Origin of the sequence: Acinetobacter lwoffii (assembly GCF_022967985.1) — a bacterium.
Classification (GTDB): Bacteria; Pseudomonadota; Gammaproteobacteria; order Pseudomonadales; family Moraxellaceae; genus Acinetobacter.
Genome location: NZ_JALJVC010000008.1, coordinates 26,152 through 46,714, shown reverse-complemented (window position 1 = coordinate 46,714; position 20,563 = coordinate 26,152). Strand labels below are relative to the sequence as shown.

The following is a 20,563-nucleotide window of genomic DNA, read 5'->3' as shown; positions in this document are numbered from 1 at the left end:
ACCAGTTTAGATCATCATGTTGTAGTGTAGGTAATTCATGATCCATACAGAACCCACTAAAAGAATAGCGATAGTTAAGATGGTATACACGAATGCAATCACGTTCCAGCGTTGCTCTGAAGAAGAGTTCATATGCAGGAAGTAAATTAACTGCACAAGAATCTGAGCAACCGCAGTAATCGCGATGACAGTAATCAAAATACCACGGCCAAAACCGCCTGCCATCACCATACCGAATGGAATTACGGTAAGGATGACAGAAAGGATGAAGCCGACGGTATATTGCTTAACGTTACCGTGTGATTCGCCAGCAGCGTTATGATCGTGACTCATTACAGAACTCCCATCAAGTAAACTACGCTGAATACACAGATCCAAACGATGTCAAGGAAGTGCCAGAACAAGCTTAGGCAAGCTAGACGACGCGTGTTTGCAAGAGTCAAACCATATTTCTTGATTTGAACCATAAGCACGATCATCCAGACCAGACCAGAAGTTACGTGAATACCGTGCGTACCTACCAAAGTAAAGAACGCAGATAAGAACGCACTTGTGCTTGGACCGTGACCCGCATGAACTAGATGATTGAATTCATATAGTTCCATGCCGATGAAGATAGCACCGAATACCCAAGTAATCGCTAACCAAGTCAGTACTTTTGCAACGTCTTTTTTGTATGCAGCAAGAACTGCAAAACCAAAGGTTACAGAAGAGATCAAGAGGGCGAAGGTTTCAGTAAGAACGAAACCTAAAGAGTCGCCAAACAGGTCTCTCGCACTTGGAGTACCCACAGGAATGTGGCTACTCAAAACAGCGAACGCAATGAAGAGTGTACCGAACAGGACAAGGTCACTCATCAAGTAAGTCCAGAAACCAAAGACGGTGATGTCAGTATCATCGTGATGATGATGCTCATCGTGTCCGTGGTTATCGTGATGAAGTACTTCAGCCATTGTCTTAGTCCTTCTTCAAGTGTTTTTCAAGAATCGCATAGCGTTCGTTTTCAATACGTTCAACTTCAGCAGCTGGAACATAGTAATCCACTTTCTTGGTGAAAGAAGACACGATGAAGCTAATGATAGAAGCAATGAACGTAACAACTACTAACCACCAGATGTGCCAGATTAAACCGAAGCCCATAACAGTGATGAACATCGCGATAACGAAACCGGCAGCACGGTTAGTCGGCATGTGGATATCTTCGTACTTCGTTGGTTTTGCATACGCAACACCATTTTCTTTCTCGATCCAGAAAGTATCAATACCATTGATCTTTGGAAGATGAGCAAAGTTATAGAACGGAGCAGGAGAAGATGTCGCCCATTCAAGGGTACGACCATCCCATGGATCGCCAGTCAAATCTAGACGTTGGTCACGTTGTAGGAAACCAACCACGATTTGCATGATGAAACATAGAATACCCAGTGCAACCAGAACCGCACCAAACATCGCGATATCTACATACGGGTCCCATTCTGGGTTGTCAAATGTATTCAAACGACGTGTCATACCCATGAAACCAAGGATATAAAGTGGCATGAATGCAAAATAGAAACCGAAGAACCAGAACCAGAACGCTGCTTTACCCCAAGTCTCATTCAGTCTCCAACCGAACATTTTCGGCCAGTAGAAGATGATACCTGCGAACATACCGAATACCACACCACCAATAATTACGTTATGGAAGTGAGCAATCAGGAATAAAGAGTTGTGTACCAGGAAGTCCGCTGGTGGAACTGCCATCAATACACCTGTTAAACCACCGATACCGAAAGTTACCAGGAAGCCTAGTGTCCATAGCATTGGAGTGGTGAAAACAATACGACCCTTGTACATGGTGAACAACCAAGAGAAGATCTTCACACCTGTAGGAATCGCAATAATCATGGTCATGATACCGAAGAACGCGTTAACGTTGGCACCTGCACCCATGGTAAAGAAGTGGTGAACCCATACAACGAATGACAATACTGTGATTGCTACTGTTGCATACACCATTGATTTGTAACCGAACAATGCTTTGCGCGAGAAAGTCGCAACAACTTCTGAGTAAATACCAAATGCTGGTAAAATCAGAATGTATACTTCTGGGTGACCCCAAGTCCAAATCAAGTTCACGTACAACATTGGACTACCGCCCAAGTCATTGGTGAAGAAGTGGAAACCAAAGTAACGGTCAAGCGTTAACATTGCAATTGTTGCAGTCAACACCGGGAAAGCCGCAATAATCAATACTGCTGTACATAAAGATGTCCAGGTAAAGATTGGCATTTCCATAAGTTTCATGCCAGGCGCACGCATTTTGATGATGGTAACGAAGAAGTTAACACCCGTTAATAGCGTACCTAGACCTGAAATTTGCAGTGCCCAGATATAGTAGTCCATACCTACGCCTGGAGAGTATTCGATACCAGACAGTGGAGGGTATGCCATCCAACCTGTTGCAGCGAATTCACCTAACGCAAGTGAAACCATCATCAGACCCGCAGCGCCGGCGAATAACCAGAAGCTTAAAGAGTTCAACAATGGGAATGCAACGTCACGTGCACCGATTTGAAGCGGTACAGAGATGTTCATTAAACCAACTACAAGACCCATTGCCACGAAGAAGATCATGATCACGCCATGCGCGGTAAAGATCTGGTCGTAATGCTCAGGGTGTAAATAACCTTCGCCGCCACCTTTTGCAAGGAACTGCTGAAGACGCATCATGATCGCATCGGCGAAACCACGCAAAAGCATGATCACGGATACGAAGATATACATGATACCAATTTTTTTATGGTCTACAGATGTGAACCATTCGTTCCACAGGTAGCCCCATTTTTTGAAGTAGGTAATACCAGCAAAAACTGCGATACCACCCAGGATCATCATTGCAACAGTTGCCAATACGATTGGATCGTAAGGAATTGCATCTGGACCTAACTTACCTAAGAAGCTCATGTCTTATTCTCCTTGAGAAGCAGTCGCATGTTCACCAGCTACATGAGCTTCAGAAGCAGCCGCTTCGTGAGCAACAGCATCAGTCGCTGCAGCTTCTACAGGAGCTGAATGATCAGCACCGTGATAGTTACTCATATACTTGTGAATCACAGATTCAAACAAACCTTGCTCTACAGAAGAGTAGTAAGTCACAGGATGTGGCTTAGTAGGGTAAGGCTTCATTGCTTCAGCAGCAGCCTTCTCTTCAGGAGTTTCAGCTTTTGCAATAATCGCTTCGATCTGGTGTTTACCACGGTTGCCGTCACGTAAAGTTGCAAATTCAGCTTGGTCTAGAACAGTTTTTTGTACTGCATTAGGGTTAACTGAAGTACCGTTTCCTGCCTGAACAGCAGAAATCCATTCAGCGAATTGAGCATCAGTCACAGAATGTGCACGGAAGCGCATTTGTGAGAAGCCATAGCCTGAATAGTTTGAAGAGAAACCACGATAACCTTCAGCTGGACTAGTTTCATCTGCTAAGAAGTTAAGGTGAGTTTGCATACCTGCCATTGCATAAATCTGACCACTTAACGCCGGGATGAAGAACGAGTTCATCGTGAAGTTAGAGGTTAAACGAAGGCTTACCGGAGTTTGCTCTGGGAAACGCAATTCGTTAACAGTTGCAATGCCTTGCTCAGGATAGATGAAGATCCATTTAAATTGCTCAGCAATAACCTGAACAGTTAATGGTGCTTTATCTGCTTCAATTGGACGGTATGGGTCATACTTGTGAGAACCCCACCAAGTTAACCAAGCTAAAATACCAATAATAATGACAGGGATACCCCATACTACAATTTCAATCGCAGTAGAGTGTGCCCATGTAGGTTTATAGTCTGCGTCTTTATTCGATGCACGATATTTCCAACCGAACCATAATGCCATGATGATTGATGGAATAACCACCAAAAGCATTAAGTAAATCGCAGTCATCATCAGGTTACTTTGACCTGCTGCAACTGGACCTTTAGAGTTCAGAAGTACCATATCACCACCACACCCGGTCAAGAGTGCAGTCATCGCAGATAAAGACAATACAGCTAAAATCGTTTGTCTCATTTTACAACCTCGGTGAAGAGTCCCATTCCCTAATTTAATATGGGATAGCGATTAAAGTGCACATGACAAAAGAGGCTGAATTTTACAAAACATCCTATTAATCACAATACACCGCTACGTTGTAGGGCATTATGCCTGAGATTCACGAACTAAGCTATATCTAGGGCGCTTTAAATGCCTGTAATAAAAACCGATTTTGCTGGTCTGGATTGGGGGGTTATGGGAATTTTATTTCAATTTCAAAGTTCTGTAATCAAAATGGGATGATATTCATCCCATTTTGTGTATTCCTGCGCTATTGTTTCACAACTTTCGTTCTTGCGAGTTTATCGTGCAAGGTTTGACGTTTTTTGCCCAATCCGAAGGCCCAGTCAATAATTAAACTCAGTGGCATAAATACAATATTTAAAAATATGAAAAATACACTACGAATAGTGAAGGCGCGTAACAGGCTGGTCTTTTCACCTGATTCGGCATCTACAATTTTGATTTTCGTCAGCTTTTTACCAATACTTTGGCCTGATTTGGCAATCAGAAAGGCTTGAATGGCCAGCATGATAATCAAATAGACCGCTGTGGCAAGCCACGCCTGCTGAGAAAACATCTCAAACATTTGAGTCTGTAATTGTTGGGCCAGAGCAGGATCTGCATTGCTACTCAGCACGACATTCATGAATTCTTCATTCAGTTGTGCAAATCGGGTTTCCTGTTCAGGTGTAAAAAATGCAGTCAAAATGAAGGTTGCTGGTAACCACAGTAACACATCTACAATTTTGGCCAGTATACGGCTTGGAATACTGGCGAGTTCATTCTTTTGAGTCGCTGTTTGAGTATGAGGCTGTGAATAGGCCGAAGTCGTTGACTGATTGTTCTGGAATACTGGCGTTTCAGGTGTGACTGCCGGAGCGACATACCCTGCAGGTTGATATACCGATTTCCCTTGGGTAAGTTCACCTAAGGCTTTCCACTCTGTCATGCCTTGATGCCATGCCAGGTCAGTCAGCATGACTTGTTGATTCGCCAGCATCTGATTCAATTGCTCGAGCGTATATGGACCAGCTTGTTGATTGTTTCGTGCCAAGTAAATCTGCATATAGACTGAATCTCAATATATAAATGTGAACTGATAATAGCTTTGATCAAGATTGTATTGAATTCTGTTTTGAAAACAAACATCCTCTCATCGTAAGATATAGATTAATTGAGGATTTTCAATCATATTTCTCATTAAAAATGCGCCCATACAAAATTGCAAGAATCTCCACTCTTAAAAATATCTTCCCCAACACCCGATGGTTATTCTTTATTATTGCCATTTTGATATAACTTTACTGTTGGTATTTGTTTGTCATTGCAGTTTTCATGTGTTGATAAGCTTTGATTTAATTATATTTATAAATTCAATTGGTTAAGTTTTGATAGGGTCTTTTTATCAATTATTCAAACAATAAATCATAATATCTATCTCATAAAAAAGACCCTATCAAAGGGTCTTTTTTATTCACAATTGCTTATGCTTTTTGCACTTTTTCTTCAGCCAGGAAGAACCAAGTTTCAAGTACCGAGTCTGGGTTTAAAGACACAGAGTCGATACCTTGTTCCATTAACCATTGTGCAAGATCTGGGTGATCAGAAGGACCTTGACCACAAATACCGACATATTTGCCAGCTTTACGGCATGCTTGAATTGCAAGAGAAAGCAACGCTTTAACCGCAGGATCGCGCTCATCAAATAGGTGAGAGACAATACCAGAGTCACGGTCAAGACCAAGCGTTAATTGTGTCAAGTCGTTTGAACCAATAGAGAAACCATCGAAATGTTCAAGGAACTGATCTGCCAATAAAGCATTGGTTGGAAGTTCACACATCATGATCACTTTAAGGCCGTTTTCACCGCGCTTAAGACCATTTAATGCAAGAAGTTCAATTACACGTTTCGCTTCAGCAACAGTACGAACAAATGGAATCATGATCTGGATATTGGTTAAACCCATTTCATCACGTGCCTTTTTCAATGCACGACATTCAAGTTCGAAGCAATCACGGAAGTTATCAGAAACGTAGCGACTTGCACCACGGAAACCTAGCATCGGGTTTTCTTCTTCTGGCTCGTATAACTTACCACCGATCAAGTTTGCATATTCGTTAGACTTAAAGTCTGACATACGAACAATGACTGGCTTGTCTGCAAATGCAGCAGCAAGTGTCGAGATACCTTCGACCAGTTTCTCTACATAGAATTCGATTGGAGATGCATAACCTGCAGTACGCGCCATGACTGCTGCACGTGTTTCACGTGGAAGGCTGTCAATATTGATCAATGCTTTCGGGTGAACACCAATCATACGGTTAATAATGAATTCAAGACGCGCCAGACCAATACCTGCGTTTGGAATTTGAGCAAAGTCAAATGCACGGTCCGGGTTACCCACGTTCATCATGACTTTAAATGGAAGAGCAGGCATAGACTCAATTGAATTCTTTTGAATTTCAAAATCTAGTGCGCCTTCATAGATAAAGCCAGTATCACCTTCGGCACAAGACACAGTCACTTCCTGACCGTCTACAAGAACTTCAGTTGCATTACCACAACCAACGATTGCAGGAACACCAAGCTCACGTGCAATGATTGCAGCGTGACAAGTACGACCACCACGGTTTGTTACAATCGCAGCTGCACGTTTCATGACTGGTTCCCAATCCGGGTCAGTCATATCAGATACAAGAACATCACCATCTTGTACTTTGTCCATTTCTTTAATAGACGTCACAATCCGGACTTTACCAGAACCAATGCGTTGACCGATTGAACGACCTTCACAAATTACAGTGCCACGTTGTTTCAACAGGTAGCGTTCCATGGTGCCGACATTTTCACGGCTTTTTACAGTTTCAGGACGCGCCTGAACGATATAAATCTTGCCATCATCGCCATCTTTTGCCCACTCGATGTCCATTGGTGCACCGTAGTGGTTTTCAATGATCAGCGCTTGTTTAGCAAGTTCTTGTAATTCCTGGTCGTTTAAAGCGAACTGTTGGCGTTCAGCTTTTTCAACATCCACGACAACAACAGATTTACCTGCAGATGCTTCTTCACCATAAATCATTTTTTGGTGCTTAGAACCCAGGTTGCGACGAAGGATCGCGTGTCGGCCTGCATTTAAAAGCGGTTTAGAAATATAGAATTCGTCCGGGTTAACTGCACCTTGAACGACCATTTCACCCAAACCATAAGATGCGGTAATGAATACTGCATCACGGAAGCCTGATTCAGTATCTAGCGTAAACATTACACCTGCAGCGCCAGTTTCTGAACGAACCATGCGTTGTACACCAGCAGACAGCGCAACTACATCATGGGCAAAGTTTTGGTGTACACGGTAAGAGATTGCGCGGTCGTTGTACAAAGATGCAAACACTTCTTTGATTGCGATCAGAACGTTATCAATACCACGAATGTTCAGGAAAGTTTCTTGTTGGCCGGCAAAAGAAGCATCCGGCAAATCTTCTGCAGTTGCAGAAGAACGAACGGCAACCGCGATGTCAGGGTTGCCGTTAGAAAGTTCTGCAAATGCTGTACGAACTTCTTGTTCTAATGCAGGCGTAAGTGGAGTATCCACAATCCATTGACGAATTTTTGCGCCAGTTTCGGCGAGTGCATTCACATCATCAACATTGAGTGCAGCAAGCTCTGCATTGATTTTAGCGTTTAGGCCACTTTGCTCGAGAAATTCACGGTAGGCATCGGCAGTCGTTGCGAAACCACCTGGCACAGATACACCAGCATTTGATAAGTGGCTGATCATTTCGCCTAGTGATGAGTTTTTCCCACCGACCAGCTCAACGTCGTGCTTCCCTAATTTTTCCAGACCAATTACGCGCGCTTCCAAAGTTGTTACTCCACTTTTGCAGTATTAATCACTATCTCGGCATGAGAGTATAGCAAATCATCTAGGTTTTTGATTTTACTAAGCGACAGTCATGTAAGATCGGTTTACTATAAAGATTATATAGCACTAAGACAAATGTTGGAGGAGAATTTTAATGTCGGAAGGTAAACAAATTCAGCGTAGTGTTTTCTTTATTTCAGATGGTACCGCCATCACCGCTGAAACCCTTGGACACTCGCTGTTAGCGCAGTTTCCGCATGTGAAATTTGACATTCATATTATCCCTTACATTAGTTCCGAAGAAGCGGCTACAAACGTGGTGGCAGAGATCAATGCAAGAGCTCAAATCGACGGTGAAAAACCGCTGGTATTTGATACCCTGGTTGATCCCTATGTTCGTGATATTATTAATACCGCAAATGCAGTAAATCTTGATGTATTTGAAGGGCTTATTAGCAAATTGGCTGATGAGTTAGGTACGATTCCTACAACTTTAGTCGGGCAGACCCATGCAGTGACGGATTCTGAGTCCTATAAAGCTCGTATTGATGCAGTGCATTTTGCTTTAGACAATGACGACGGCGCACGTACCCGTCATTATGATAAAGCTGACCTGATCCTGATTGGTGTATCGCGTTCAGGTAAAACCCCGACCTCTATTTATCTGTCTTTGCAGTTCGGTATTCGTGTAGCAAACTATCCGCTAACTGAAGAAGATTTGGACGATAACCGCCTGCCAGCCGTGCTGCGACCGCATAAAAACAAGCTGTTTGGCCTGATGATTGATGCGGAACGCCTGGTGGCCATTCGTTCTGAGCGTAAGGCGAATAGCCGTTATGCCAGCTTTAGTCAGTGTCAGATGGAGTTACGTGCGATTGAAGGGATTTATATTTCGGAAGGCATCAAGTACCTGAATGTCTCTGAAATGTCGATTGAGGAAATCTCAACACGTGTGTTGCAGATGACCGGTTTAAAACGTCGAATCGGTTAAGAAACCAACCAGAGCCAAACTTCGGTTTGGCTTTGATTTATAGTTGAAAATTACTAGTAAGCATTAATTAATCGAAATAATGTATGAGTTTTATAATTTAAATAAAATATCAGGTATCATTTTTAAAAATACCTGAGAGTGTTCTTTGATCAATCCGTTGAAAAAATCATCAATTGGTTCGTGGCATATAATTTAAAATCTCATTACTAGCTTACCAATTTTTCATTTTTACTCGCCAGTGTGAGTTATTTTTCTGCTGAATAAGTATGAACAATGATATCCACCGGATGCTGCTCACCATTAATACAATGAATCGTATTTTCCGAAATTTTCAGAATCGGCCAGGTAATCAGCTGGCAATTTTCACGCTGTAGCGCGGCATAGTAATGATCTGATTTCAGATAAATTTTACGGGAAGATGCCAGATTTGGCATTAACTGGCGTCTTAGCCATAAATTCTGCACCTGATTTTCTAAAAAACGCAGAGAGAGTAGACTTTTAATCCGGTTGTTAAATAAGCGACGATTTTTACCAATCAGTGGATGATTAATAAGTCGTTGCAGAATTCGGTCGGAACCGGGCAGTACAAAAGCAGGATTAATCTGGAAAACTTTTACCGAACGGGCATGTTGACTGATTTTATCCAGCTGGCTCACGGTAAACTGATCCGTGCCAATAATCGCAATATCTTTATCTGCATAATCCAATTCTAGCAGTTCGGAAGAGGGTACTTTAATTCCAGTAAACTGCTGAAAATGTTCGGGGCGATTTTCAAAAATACCAGCGTGTGGATCCTGCTTGGTAGACATTAGAATTCCTTGAATTTATTTAATAATTAATTTTCTTTGTATGAGATATAAACAAAAACTCAAGCTAGGGTAAAGTGAAAAATTTAACTTAGACAGTCATCTATTTGAGCAAAATATAAAATCTGATTTTATTGAAGACTGAATAGATTTACATGCGATCCAAAAGGAATGACTTTTAACTTGCTGAGATGGATGAAGGAAAAGAAGTGAAGTGTTCGTTTAGGGAAGAAGTTTTTTAATGGAGGAGGTCGATAGAAATGCTTTTACTGATATATTTCTTTTGGTCATTTATCTTTAAAGATGAAAAACATCTACCCATTGCTGAGAATAGGTAGATGCAACTCTCATTTACTGACCATTTTTAATTTGCATTAATAGCTCAAAGTTGTGCAGGCGCTTGTCAGTGTCATAGATGTCACAAGTAAAGATAAACTCATCCACATCATATTTAGCCAAAAGCGATTCTAGCCCAGCTTTAACGGTTTCTTTGGAGCCGACCTGAGCCATGGCAAAGAAATTATCGACTGACATTTTTTCCGGCGGCGACCACAGACCTTTCATGGAGTCAATTGGTGCTTTAAGTTTCAGGCTTTGTCCACGAATCAGTGATAAAACCCGCTGATAGGCACTAGTCGCTAGATATTCTGCTTCTTCATCAGTATCTGCGACACAGGTCGGTACACCCATCGACACATAAGGACGATCCAGGTATTCAGACGGTTCGAAATTGTCACGATATAATTGAATCGCCTGTCCCAGCATACGCGGGGCAAAATGCGAAGCGAAGGAATAAGGTAGACCAAGTTTCGCCGCTAATTGTGCACTAAACAGGCTGGAACCTAAAAGCCATACGGGTACGTGCGTACTTTGACCTGGCGTCGCTACGATACGCTGATGTGGTTCTGGATCTTTAAAATATTGCAGAATTTCCAGAACATCTTGTGGAAACTGATCTTCGGTTTCCTGACGGCCACGACGCAGGGCACGCATGGTCATTTGATCGGTACCTGGAGCACGGCCCAGACCCAGTTCAATCCGGTCCGGATAAAGTGTTGCCAAGGTGCCGAACTGTTCAGCCACGACCAGCGGTGCATGGTTGGGCAACATAATTCCGCCAGAGCCTAAAGTTAGGGTTTTGGTATTCGCCAGTAAATAGCCTAAGAGAACTGCAGTTGCTGAACTGGCAATACCATCCATATTATGATGTTCTGCCAGCCACATCCGGCGATAACCCAATTTTTCTGCTGTTTGGGCAAGTTCCAGCGCATGGTTCAGCGCGAATTGAATGCTCTTGTCGTCACGAACAGGAACCAGTTCGAGTATAGAGAACTGGGTATCGTTAAGCGTACGCATAGTATTACTCTTAAATAAACATCTCTAAAAGCATACGACTTTAGAATGTATTTGTATATCGAAAAAAATCGATATAAGTGTAAACCAAAAGATAAAGATAAAAAATAAAGGCAAAAAAATAAGCATCCGAAGATGCTTATAAAGGAGGAAAGAATAAGGGGAGAGAATCTTAACGACGACGGTTGTTATAGCGATAATCGTTATAACGGTAGTTACGAGAAGAGTTATAGCGACGTTCGCTGCGGTCATCATAACGACGGTCTTCGCTAACTTTTTTACCTAAAGCTGAACCACCTGCTGAACCCAGTGCCGCACCGATATAACCACCGTTAGTGCCTGCCATGTTTCGGCCAACTGCATAACCTGCACCGCCACCTAAAGCACCACCGATAATCGCACCATTACGGTCACGTTTATTTGCCGCTACTGCGGCACCCGCACCGCCACCAATCGCTGAACCGATTGTTGCACCAGTGGTACCGCCCATTTTATTACCTACTGCAGCACCAACAACACCACCTAGTGCAGAAGCTAAAGCTGTATTGGTTGTATTGCCTGCATTGGCAGCTGTCATACCCATGGCTGAGGTTGCTACGACAGCGATCATTAGAGATTTATAGTTCATGAGGACACCTTTTATATATCTAGCTATATTTTGTTGATGAGATAAATTTAATCTAGCAAGCGCCAAACAGCATGGAGGCAATGTTGGCGAATTGTGATTTTTATCTCCTTAATTTATTCATGATGTAGACAGGATAATTCCATGTATTACTTGAAAATTCACGTAGTAAAGCCACAATAAAAAAAGCACCAAAAGGTGCTTTTCATGTTAAATGTAGCGTCTGGTCTAAATTGCCTGAGCGCAAATTAACGGTAACGTTTTTTCCAGTGTTTAGAGCGTTTTTCAGCTGCTTTATCTTTGGCAATCTTGTTACCCAATGCAGCACCACCGGCAGCACCCAAAGCTGAACCGATATAACCGCCATTAGTACCGCCCATATTTTTACCTACGGTATAACCTGCACCGCCGCCTAGAGCACCACCAATGGCAGATTCAGTACGGTTTTTCTTGCTGCTTGCAACTGCTGCACCGCCAGCACCACCTAAAGCAGCACCAATGGTTGCGCCGGTATTACCGCCCATGTTTTTACCTAATGCTGTACCTGCAACACTACCTAAAGCACTTGCTGCTGCAACACGCGCTGTACTGTCGGCATGTGCGTTTACGGTCATCATTGAACCAGCAGCTAAAACTGTACTCATTAAAAGTGCGTTGAGTTTCATGTCATCACTCCGTGTCCATCTACAGGACTGTAGTTATTTCGATGCGGAAAATGTAACAAATCATGCCCAAAACAATATGAAGATGTTTCTTCATAATTCCCTGCTTTATTTGGCGAATTGTAAAATCAGCAAGAAATAAGAATAAGATCGACTATAAAAAAAGCAATTCCACTGTTTTTAATCATATTTGTTAACAAATGCTGTAGAGCACGAATGATAGCAACGCGGACTTACTCAATAATGATGTTCATTAGAAGCCAGAGTCGTTAAACTAGGCGCAATTTTTTGATTTCGCTGTGCTAAATCGGTTTTTAGTCGCAGCCTATGTTTGAGATTTTTTAGAAAATGAAAGAATCGTTACGTTTACGATTAGACCAACTCTCTGACCGCCATGAAGAATTGACCGCATTACTGGCTGATGTAGAAGTCATTTCTGATAATAAGCGCTTCCGTCAATTGTCACGTGAGCATAATGACTTAACAGAAATCACCAATGTCTGGACCAAGTACAGACAGGCTGAAGAAGACATTGAAACAGCTCAGGCCATGCTGTCAGATCCGGACTTTAAGGAAATGGCGCAGGAAGAAATTAAAGAGAATAAAGCTTTAATTGAATCGCTTGAAGCAGACCTGAACATCTTGATGATTCCGAAAGATCCGAATGATGCCAACTCGGCTTATCTTGAGATTCGTGCCGGAACCGGCGGCGATGAAGCTGCGATTTTCTCAGGCGATTTATTTCGTATGTATAGTAAATATGCGGAAAACCAAGGCTGGCGTATTGAAATCCTCTCTGAAAATGAAGGCGAACATGGTGGCTATAAAGAAGTCATCTGCCTGATTAATGGTGACGGGGTTTACGGTCGTCTAAAATTTGAAAGTGGTGCACATCGTGTACAGCGTGTACCAGCGACCGAATCACAAGGCCGTGTGCATACCTCAGCATGTACCGTTGCGATTCTTCCTGAAATTGATGTTGATACCTCGGTCGAAATCAACTCATCTGATTTGCGGATTGATACGTATCGTGCTTCAGGTGCAGGTGGTCAGCACGTTAACAAAACCGATTCTGCAGTACGTATTACCCATATTCCAACCGGCACCGTAGTGGAATGTCAGGAAGAGCGTTCACAGCATAAGAACAAGGCCAAAGCGATGGCACTGCTGGTATCACGTTTAGAAAATGCCAAACGTGCAGCAGCAGATGCAGCAACCTCGGAAATGCGTCGTGATCTGGTGGGTTCAGGAGATCGTTCAGAACGTATCCGTACCTATAACTATCCGCAAGGTCGTATGACCGATCATCGCATTAACCTGACTTTGTACAAGCTGGATGCCGTGATGGAAGGTGATTTGACTGAATTGCTAGACAGCCTGCATCGCGAATATCAGGCGGATCAGTTGGCCATGCTTGCACAGCAGAATGGTGGATAATGAATATTTTACAAGCCTTGGCTTTACGCGGCGAAGCTGAAAGTTATGAACGTCAGGAAAATGCCTGGTTACTGGAACACATCACCAAGATTGATTCATTTGATCTGCTGATGAAAAAAGATCAGGAATTAACGCCGGAACAGGAACAAGCGTATAAAGATGGGTTGGCGCGTATTGCTGCTGGCGAACCTTTGGCTTATGTTACTGGTTCACAGCCATTCTGGACTTTAGACCTCAAAGTGACCAAAGATACCTTGGTGCCACGTCCGGATACTGAAGTGCTGGTTGAGACGGTATTGAAGTTAGATCTGCCTGAAGATGCCCGTGTGGTGGATTTGGGTACAGGTACTGGTGCAATTGCCTTATCACTGGCATCTGAACGTTCTAACTGGACACTAACCGCTTCCGATATCTACGAGCCTACGCTTGAGGTGGCGAAATATAATGCGGAACAACATGATATTGAGAATGTAGAATTTGTTCTGGGTTCATGGCTGAAGCCATTTGGCCGTCAATTCTTTGACGCCATTGTATCGAATCCACCTTATATCGACGCTGATGATGTGCATATGCAGAATCTGGCGACTGAACCGGAACGTGCGCTGGTGGCAGATAAAAAAGGTCTGGCCGATATTGAAATGATTATTCTGCAAGCCAAGAAGCATTTGACTGTGAATGGTTGGGTGGTGCTTGAACATGGTTATGATCAGGCAGATGCCGTACAACATCTATTTAAACAGGCGGGTTATAAGCAAGTCCGCACGGTTAAAGATTATGGCGGGAATGATCGTGTGACTTTGGCGCAATGGCCGCATTAATCTGTAATTCTTTTTCTATAAAAAAGCGACTACATTGGTCGCTTTTTTATTGGATTTTTTCTTTATAAATTCCTGACTGCATTTGAAACCTTAAGTATTTTGAATGACATCAAGCCAACGCAGTATAACTAAAAACAAAAAAGCGATGCCAGAGCATCGCTTTCGAGGAATTCTTAAAAAGAATTACATCGGATAATCCTGTAGACAGTCATAGACTTCTACCTGATCTAGGCTACCGGTTTCCATTGCCAGACAAAGTGCCACAACTTTCAAAGTATCTGCCAGATATTTTTCATCTTTCAAGGCGATACCTTCCTGTAATCCACTTATACGTTCTGCTGGAATTTCAAGGGCCTGAGCCGCTTCCACAGCATCTACCTGGTTAAAGAAGTGCAAAATTGCATCTTTCAGTTCTGCATCCGATGCATTTAAAATCCCTTGATTCAACTGTTCTGTGATGAGATCAGTCGAAGAAAATAAAGCTTTAGAGAAGTTTTGAACAAGATTTTGCCCAAGCACATCAGTCATCTTTAACATGGAGATACCTTCAACTAGAAAGGAAAATGGAGAGTACAGCCAATAGCAAAAGTGCTATAAATTGAATGAAAAATAATCTATTCTCGGATAAATTGCAAAGCTTTCCGGGTGACTGTGTAGTCCTGCTAATATATGTTTTAGGGCTTGAAATATATAATCATAATAAAAATAAATGCTTAGAATCTAATTATTTTTCGGTAATATTTTTGAAGTCTAAGTTTATATAAATTATCTAATATTATTTTGTCGATACGCGCCTGGACTGACGCCAGTCCACTTTTTGAATGCACGATGAAATGCACTGGATTCCTGAAAATTAAGCTGATCGCTAATCTCTTGTAAACTTTGTTCAGTACGGGTCAGCAATTCAATGGCGGTATCCCGGCGTATCTCATTTTTTAACTGTTGATAGCTGACACCTTCACTTTTTAAACGCCGTTGCATGGTCGCTTCAGACATATTCATTTTTAAGGCCAGTTCATTCAGTTCCAGCCATTCTGCCGGTGAAACTTGCAGTAATTGACGGCGAATCTGGGTGCTCAAGGCATAGGGGTTTTTAAAACGCACCAATAAATTTTGTGGGGTTTGCTGAATAAACTGATACCAGGACTGAGCATCCTGTTTAATCGGCAATTGCAGATAGCTTGCATCAAATTGCACGTAATTTTCGCTGGCCTGATATTCAATCTGTTCACAGAACCGAACTTTATAGTCGAAATCATCCAGGGGAGCTGCACATTTGAGTTGAATCTGATTAAGTAAAATCCGTTGTCCACTTAACCAGCAGATCAGGGTATGAATCAGCATCAGATAAGTCGCATAACTAAACATGCGTTTGGTTGCTTTTAAATCATAAATCACGATATAGGCATAGTGTTCCTCAACCATGAGCGTACTTTGCAGATCGTCCAAAACCAGGTTGAGAAATTGCAGAATGTGTTGCAGCGCTTTTTCCAGTGTATCTGCCTGCATAACCATTTTCGAAAGCAATTTAAAACTGCCACGACGCATGGCATGGCTGTCCATGCCAAAAAATTCGTCATTCATGCTGTCTGCAAGCACAGTCCATAATTGGGCAAATTGGCTGACCGACACGCGTGCCTTGGGAGCATTTAATACTTCTGCTGGGATATTGGCTTTTTTCAAAATGGCAGGGATATCAAATTGCAGCCGTTTGGCATCCAGCAATGCTTCGTTCACCAGGTCAATCGAGATGGTGCCTTTGCTATATTCCAGTGCAGGCTTATGCATATTCAGTCTGACATCCTTGTTTTCATTGTCCAAATACATCATGCAAGATGCAATATTTGGAAATTGTACAGAATAAAAACTCTGTTTACTCTGCATATTAAGTCGTATCTGAAATAGAAAAATCGCTAGGAAATAAACATGAACATTCAGGGAAAAGTTATTGTGATCACTGGTGGTGCCTCAGGTTTGGGTGCAGCTACAGCGACTCATTTGGTTGAACACGGTGCTAAAGTGATTCTGGTCGATATGAATCAGGAGCAGGGTCAGGCATTACAGCAGCAACTGGGCTCACAGTCTGAATTTGTACAGCTCGATGTGACCGATGAACAGACAGTTGAAGCTTTCTTCGCTCATGTTGAAAGCACATATGGCCAACTGAATGGTTTGATCAACTGTGCCGGGATTGCGCCATCCGCCAAAGTATTGGGTCGTAACGGCATCCATGAATTGGCAATGTTCCAAAAAGTGCTGAATATTAATGTAAACGGTACTTTTAATATGTTGCGTCATGCGGCGGCTTTAATTGCAAAATATGAGCTGCAAGCTGGTGAAGAAGAACGTGGCGTGATTGTGAACACCGCTTCGGTTGCCGCTTATGACGGCCAAATTGGTCAGACTGCCTATGCGGCTTCTAAAGGTGCAGTAGTCGCAATGACTTTACCTCTGGCACGTGAACTGGCCCGTGAAGCGATCCGTGTCATGACCATCGCGCCGGGCATTATGGAAACTCCGATGCTGAAAGGCATGCCGCAAAATGTCCAGGATGCTTTGGGGCAAATGGTGCCGTTTCCACCACGTCTGGCAAAACCACAGGAATTCGCCCAATTGGTGGGGCATATCTTTGAAAATAGCTATTTAAATGGTGAAGTCATTCGTCTGGATGGCGCAATCCGTATGGCACCAAAATAATTCATTAAATAAACACACTTTCTTTGACTCATCAAAATGGCAATGACGTGTCAGGGAAAGTTGCATGCTGAATTTGCCGAATACATCCAAAAAAACATCAGATTTTGAAAATTAAAAATTCTTTGCTGATGCTGGATATAAAAAATAAAGAAGGGAAATACCCGTGATTTTAAATGATGAACAAAAAATGATTCAGGACATGATGCGCAATTATTCGCAGCAGAAGCTGAAACCGACGGCGGCCTTACGCGACAAAACGGCACAATTTCCAGCACAAGAACTTAAAGAGCTTGGTGAGCTTGGTGCATTGGGTATGACAGTGGCTGAAGAATGGGGTGGTGCAGGTCTGGATTATGTATCATTGGTTTTGGCGCTAGAAGAAATTGCCGCAGGAGATGGTGCAATCTCGACGATTATCAGTGTGCAGAATTCTTTGCCTTGCGGCATTACCCAGCGTTATGGCACTGAAGCACAAAAACAGCAGTATTTAACTAAGCTGGCGACAGGTGAATGGCTTGGCTGTTTCTGTTTGACAGAACCTCAGGCCGGTTCGGATGCCAGTTCGCTGGAGTGTAAAGCCGAACGTGATGGTGATGAATGGGTGCTAAATGGCACCAAGCAGTTTATCACGACAGGTAAACACGCACAGATTGCACTAGTCTTTGCTGTGACTGATAAATCTGCAGGGAAAAAGGGTATTTCATGCTTTCTGGTGCCGACCGATGCACCGGGTTATATCGTGTCACGCCTAGAAGAGAAAATGGGTCAGCATTGTTCGGATACCGCGACCATCGTTCTGGATAACTGCCGGATTCCTGCTGCCAACTTGCTAGGTCAGGAGGGTGAAGGTTATAAAATTGCCTTGTCGAACCTTGAATCGGGTCGGATCGGCATTGCGGCACAATCTGTCGGTATGGCTCGGGCTGCACTGGATGCTGCAGTGGAATATGCCAATGACCGTAAAGCCTTTGGTGTAGAAATTGTGCAACATCAGGCTGTGGCGTTCAGGCTTGCAGATATGGCGACACAAATTGAAGCCGCACGTCAGCTCGTTTTGCATGCTGCAACATTAAAAGATGCAGGCTTGGCGTGTTTAAAAGAAGCATCGATGGCAAAACTGTTTGCATCGACTATTGCAGAAAGAGTCTGCTCGGATGCGATCCAGATTCATGGTGGCTACGGTTATGTCTCTGATTTTCCGGTCGAGCGAATTTATCGTGATGTGCGAGTGAGCCAGATTTATGAAGGTGCATCAGATATTCAACGACTGGTGATTGCACGTGAAGTGTGTCAACGCTGATTGTTAAATTAAAAAAACAGACTTTGATTGATGTTCAAATCCTGCACTTACGTTGATGGATATGGAAATTGCAGGATTCAACTGAACATGATGATCTAAAGACATACAGTACAAATAATCGAAAAATAAGCCTTATTCATGTTCTAGCCCTAGGGCATGAATGCAGATTTGAGAAAGTATGCTGAGGGAATCAGCAGGAACAACAAATACAAATGGATAAACTCAGGCAAGGTCGCCTGAAAACTACAATAGGAAAGAGGTTGTCGTCATGAAGACACTAGAGCAGGCATATGCTGATTTTAATTTTGAAAATATGGTTCAGGAACATCTGGTTGGAAGCGCAGAGAACATCAATGCGTATACCGAATGCTGTGGTCGATACCTGGGTCAAAACCGAACTGCACTGATATGGGAAGGTAAAAATGGAGATGCAGAGCAGTGGACCTTTGAACAGCTGGCAACAGCTTCAGGACAGCTGGCCAATTATATGCATTCTCTGGGTTTAAAGGCCGGTGACTGTATTGCAGGATTGCTGCCAAGAACGCCAGCACTCTTAATTACCATATTGGCCACCTGGCGGATCGGTGCCATATACCAACCTTTATTTACTGCCTTTGAAAGCAAAGCCATTGAACATCGCATCAGTACCGCTGGCACCCAGTTGATTGTTACTGATGAAGAGCAGCGACTGAAACTTCATGATCTCAATGTCCCTAATATTCTGACTGTGCATCAAACAGCGGCAGATGATTATCAAGATGCTGATTTCTGGACAGCCTTACAGCAGCAACCGGAAGAGTTTGAACCGGTAAATTGCCAGTTTAATGATATTTTCCTGATGATGTTTACTTCAGGTACGACAGGCTTGGCAAAATCGGTTCCTGTGCCTTTAAAAGCCTTGTTGGCCTTTAAAGGCTATATGCTGCACGCGGTAGATCTGCGAGATGAAGATTCCTTCTGGAATCTGGCAGACCCGGGCTGGGCGTATGGACTGTATTATGGCATTGCAGGGCCGCTCAGTTTAGGGCACAGCATCATCATGGATGAACGTGGCTTTAGTGTCGATAATGCCGTACAAATCATTCAAAAATATCAGGTTAGTAACCTGACCGGTTCGCCAACCGCATTTCGCATGTTCTTTGGTTTTAAAGAAAAATTTGATGCAGGCATCAGTTCGCATTTACGCGTGGTAAGCAGTGCAGGTGAGCCGCTCACGCCTGAAGTGATTCAGTGGTTCAATCATGATTTAAGTGTGAATATTTACGATCAATATGGACAGACTGAACTGGGTATGGTGATCGCCAATCATCATGGCTTGGAGCATTATAAAAAAGTTGGTTCAGCCGGTTTTGCTATTCCTGGGCATCGTTTTGCTGTATTGGACAAAGAACATCAGGAAGTAGAAAAAGGCGGGATTGGAACCTTGGCAATTGACTGTGCAGCTTCACCGTTGATGTGGTTTGAAGGCTATGCAGGCCACAACCGCAAGTCATTTGTCGGGCAGTATTATCTCACTGGTGATACCGTGAAGCTGAATGAATATGGCGGTATTGATTTTATTGGGCGTGCAGACGATGTCATTACAACTTCGGGCTATCGGGTTGGGCCTTTTGATGTAGAAAGTACTTTGCTTGAATGTGAAGAAGTGCTTGAATCTGCAGTCGTCGGCAAGCCAGATCCAGAACGTACTGAAATTGTGAAAGCCTTTGTAGTACTTAAATCAGCATATCCAGCTACTGAAGATTTGATGTTGAAACTGCAAAGTTATGTACGTTCACGCTTATCCAAACATGCCTATCCGAAAGAGATTGAGTTTGTGGCATCTTTGCCTAAAACATCGAGTGGCAAGATTCAGCGAAATTTACTCAAACAGCAGGAAGTTGCCAAACTTCAAGAGATGAAGCGAGTCAGCTAATTTTTCAAATTAATTGTTTGATTGA

General features: G+C 43.0%; 18 protein-coding genes. 6 read left to right on the top strand and 12 right to left on the bottom strand.

The window, feature by feature from the left end; genetic code table 11:
• Window positions 1–6: 6 nt before the first annotated feature.
• The 6 genes from MWG72_RS06540 to ppsA form a co-directional block, all read right to left on the bottom strand.
• The gene (locus MWG72_RS06540) at window positions 7–333 is read right to left on the bottom strand and encodes a cytochrome o ubiquinol oxidase subunit IV (protein ID WP_004645410.1); all 327 of its coding nucleotides are present in this window, start codon (window positions 331–333) and stop codon (window positions 7–9) included.
• Complete coding sequence (cyoC, locus tag MWG72_RS06535; RefSeq protein ID WP_004278786.1) at window positions 333–953, bottom strand: cytochrome o ubiquinol oxidase subunit III; 621 nt, start codon at window positions 951–953, stop codon at window positions 333–335. Before cyoC ends, MWG72_RS06540 begins: the two co-directional genes overlap by 1 nt.
• A 4-nt stretch (window positions 954–957) precedes the next feature.
• A complete protein-coding gene (cyoB, locus tag MWG72_RS06530) occupies window positions 958–2,946 on the bottom strand; it encodes a cytochrome o ubiquinol oxidase subunit I (RefSeq protein WP_004278785.1) in 1,989 nt (662 codons plus the stop codon).
• 3 nt (window positions 2,947–2,949) lie between these two features.
• The gene (cyoA, locus tag MWG72_RS06525) at window positions 2,950–4,044 is read right to left on the bottom strand and encodes a ubiquinol oxidase subunit II (protein ID WP_004278784.1); all 1,095 of its coding nucleotides are present in this window, start codon (window positions 4,042–4,044) and stop codon (window positions 2,950–2,952) included.
• 295 nt (window positions 4,045–4,339) lie between these two features.
• Window positions 4,340–5,137 carry an RDD family protein gene (locus MWG72_RS06520; protein WP_247143496.1) on the bottom strand — a complete coding sequence of 266 codons (798 nt, stop codon included), beginning with the start codon at window positions 5,135–5,137 and terminating at the stop codon, window positions 4,340–4,342.
• 418 nt (window positions 5,138–5,555) lie between these two features.
• Window positions 5,556–7,934, bottom strand: a complete 2,379-nt coding sequence (ppsA, locus tag MWG72_RS06515) for a phosphoenolpyruvate synthase (protein ID WP_004278782.1) — start codon at window positions 7,932–7,934, stop codon at window positions 5,556–5,558.
• 154 nt (window positions 7,935–8,088) lie between these two features.
• Here ppsA and ppsR point away from each other — a divergent pair, with 154 nt between their 5' ends.
• Window positions 8,089–8,925 carry a posphoenolpyruvate synthetase regulatory kinase/phosphorylase PpsR gene (gene ppsR, locus MWG72_RS06510; protein ID WP_004278781.1) on the top strand — a complete coding sequence of 279 codons (837 nt, stop codon included), beginning with the start codon at window positions 8,089–8,091 and terminating at the stop codon, window positions 8,923–8,925.
• Window positions 8,926–9,170: 245 nt separating this feature from the next.
• Here ppsR and MWG72_RS06505 read toward each other — a convergent pair whose 3' ends face one another.
• The 4 genes from MWG72_RS06505 to MWG72_RS06490 form a co-directional block, all read right to left on the bottom strand.
• Window positions 9,171–9,734, bottom strand: a complete 564-nt coding sequence (locus MWG72_RS06505) for an NAD(P)/FAD-dependent oxidoreductase (RefSeq protein WP_247143495.1) — start codon at window positions 9,732–9,734, stop codon at window positions 9,171–9,173.
• A gap of 348 nt (window positions 9,735–10,082) precedes the next feature.
• Complete coding sequence (locus tag MWG72_RS06500; RefSeq protein ID WP_247143494.1) at window positions 10,083–11,087, bottom strand: LLM class flavin-dependent oxidoreductase; 1,005 nt, start codon at window positions 11,085–11,087, stop codon at window positions 10,083–10,085.
• Window positions 11,088–11,256: 169 nt separating this feature from the next.
• Complete coding sequence (locus MWG72_RS06495; RefSeq protein ID WP_004278778.1) at window positions 11,257–11,712, bottom strand: hypothetical protein; 456 nt, start codon at window positions 11,710–11,712, stop codon at window positions 11,257–11,259.
• Window positions 11,713–11,957: 245 nt separating this feature from the next.
• Window positions 11,958–12,374: a glycine zipper domain-containing protein gene (locus MWG72_RS06490; RefSeq protein ID WP_004645401.1), complete on the bottom strand. Its 417-nt coding sequence runs from the start codon at window positions 12,372–12,374 to the stop codon at window positions 11,958–11,960.
• Window positions 12,375–12,719: 345 nt separating this feature from the next.
• Between MWG72_RS06490 and prfA the strand changes: the two genes are divergently transcribed.
• Together prfA and prmC are read left to right on the top strand one after the other, a co-directional pair.
• Window positions 12,720–13,808 (top strand): peptide chain release factor 1, encoded by a 1,089-nt coding sequence (gene prfA / locus MWG72_RS06485; protein WP_004645400.1) that lies wholly within the window; start codon window positions 12,720–12,722, stop codon window positions 13,806–13,808.
• Entirely contained in the window at window positions 13,808–14,626 is an 819-nt protein-coding gene (prmC, locus tag MWG72_RS06480) for a peptide chain release factor N(5)-glutamine methyltransferase (RefSeq protein ID WP_044108872.1), read from the top strand. Before prfA ends, prmC begins: the two co-directional genes overlap by 1 nt.
• Before the next feature lie 183 nt (window positions 14,627–14,809).
• Here the strand turns inward: prmC and MWG72_RS06475 are convergent, their stop codons facing one another.
• Both MWG72_RS06475 and MWG72_RS06470 read right to left on the bottom strand, forming a co-directional pair.
• Window positions 14,810–15,163, bottom strand: a complete 354-nt coding sequence (locus MWG72_RS06475; RefSeq protein WP_044108873.1) for a hypothetical protein — start codon at window positions 15,161–15,163, stop codon at window positions 14,810–14,812.
• Window positions 15,164–15,391: 228 nt separating this feature from the next.
• Window positions 15,392–16,414 carry an AraC family transcriptional regulator gene (locus tag MWG72_RS06470; protein ID WP_176580849.1) on the bottom strand — a complete coding sequence of 341 codons (1,023 nt, stop codon included), beginning with the start codon at window positions 16,412–16,414 and terminating at the stop codon, window positions 15,392–15,394.
• Between the two features lie 138 nt (window positions 16,415–16,552).
• On the opposite strand from MWG72_RS06470, the gene MWG72_RS06465 reads away from it, so the two are divergent.
• The 3 genes from MWG72_RS06465 to MWG72_RS06455 all read left to right on the top strand — a co-directional run bounded on the left by MWG72_RS06465 (window position 16,553) and on the right by MWG72_RS06455 (window position 20,538).
• Window positions 16,553–17,323 (top strand): SDR family NAD(P)-dependent oxidoreductase, encoded by a 771-nt coding sequence (locus tag MWG72_RS06465; protein ID WP_148334492.1) that lies wholly within the window; start codon window positions 16,553–16,555, stop codon window positions 17,321–17,323.
• A gap of 163 nt (window positions 17,324–17,486) precedes the next feature.
• Window positions 17,487–18,623, top strand: coding sequence for an acyl-CoA dehydrogenase family protein (locus MWG72_RS06460; protein WP_247143493.1), 1,137 nt, complete (start codon window positions 17,487–17,489; stop codon window positions 18,621–18,623).
• Window positions 18,624–18,891: 268 nt separating this feature from the next.
• Complete coding sequence (locus MWG72_RS06455; protein WP_247143492.1) at window positions 18,892–20,538, top strand: AMP-binding protein; 1,647 nt, start codon at window positions 18,892–18,894, stop codon at window positions 20,536–20,538.
• The last annotated feature ends 25 nt before the right edge of the window (window positions 20,539–20,563 follow it).

Excerpts from the sequence above, each read along its gene's own strand:
- MWG72_RS06520 (WP_247143496.1), bottom strand. The coding sequence starts at position 5,137 with ATGCAGATTTACTTGGCACGAAACAATCAACAAGCTGGTCCATATACG.
- MWG72_RS06455 (WP_247143492.1), top strand. The coding sequence starts at position 18,892 with ATGAAGACACTAGAGCAGGCATATGCTGATTTTAATTTTGAAAATATG.
- MWG72_RS06465 (WP_148334492.1), top strand. The coding sequence starts at position 16,553 with ATGAACATTCAGGGAAAAGTTATTGTGATCACTGGTGGTGCCTCAGGT.
- cyoC (WP_004278786.1), bottom strand. The coding sequence starts at position 953 with ATGGCTGAAGTACTTCATCACGATAACCACGGACACGATGAGCATCAT.
- MWG72_RS06505 (WP_247143495.1), bottom strand. The coding sequence starts at position 9,734 with ATGTCTACCAAGCAGGATCCACACGCTGGTATTTTTGAAAATCGCCCC.
- MWG72_RS06500 (WP_247143494.1), bottom strand. The coding sequence starts at position 11,087 with ATGCGTACGCTTAACGATACCCAGTTCTCTATACTCGAACTGGTTCCT.
- MWG72_RS06495 (WP_004278778.1), bottom strand. The coding sequence starts at position 11,712 with ATGAACTATAAATCTCTAATGATCGCTGTCGTAGCAACCTCAGCCATG.
- prmC (WP_044108872.1), top strand. The coding sequence starts at position 13,808 with ATGAATATTTTACAAGCCTTGGCTTTACGCGGCGAAGCTGAAAGTTAT.
- ppsR (WP_004278781.1), top strand. The coding sequence starts at position 8,089 with ATGTCGGAAGGTAAACAAATTCAGCGTAGTGTTTTCTTTATTTCAGAT.
- MWG72_RS06490 (WP_004645401.1), bottom strand. The coding sequence starts at position 12,374 with ATGAAACTCAACGCACTTTTAATGAGTACAGTTTTAGCTGCTGGTTCA.
- cyoB (WP_004278785.1), bottom strand. The coding sequence starts at position 2,946 with ATGAGCTTCTTAGGTAAGTTAGGTCCAGATGCAATTCCTTACGATCCA.
- MWG72_RS06475 (WP_044108873.1), bottom strand. The coding sequence starts at position 15,163 with ATGTTAAAGATGACTGATGTGCTTGGGCAAAATCTTGTTCAAAACTTC.
- cyoA (WP_004278784.1), bottom strand. The coding sequence starts at position 4,044 with ATGAGACAAACGATTTTAGCTGTATTGTCTTTATCTGCGATGACTGCA.
- prfA (WP_004645400.1), top strand. The coding sequence starts at position 12,720 with ATGAAAGAATCGTTACGTTTACGATTAGACCAACTCTCTGACCGCCAT.
- MWG72_RS06540 (WP_004645410.1), bottom strand. The coding sequence starts at position 333 with ATGAGTCACGATCATAACGCTGCTGGCGAATCACACGGTAACGTTAAG.
- MWG72_RS06470 (WP_176580849.1), bottom strand. The coding sequence starts at position 16,414 with ATGCATAAGCCTGCACTGGAATATAGCAAAGGCACCATCTCGATTGAC.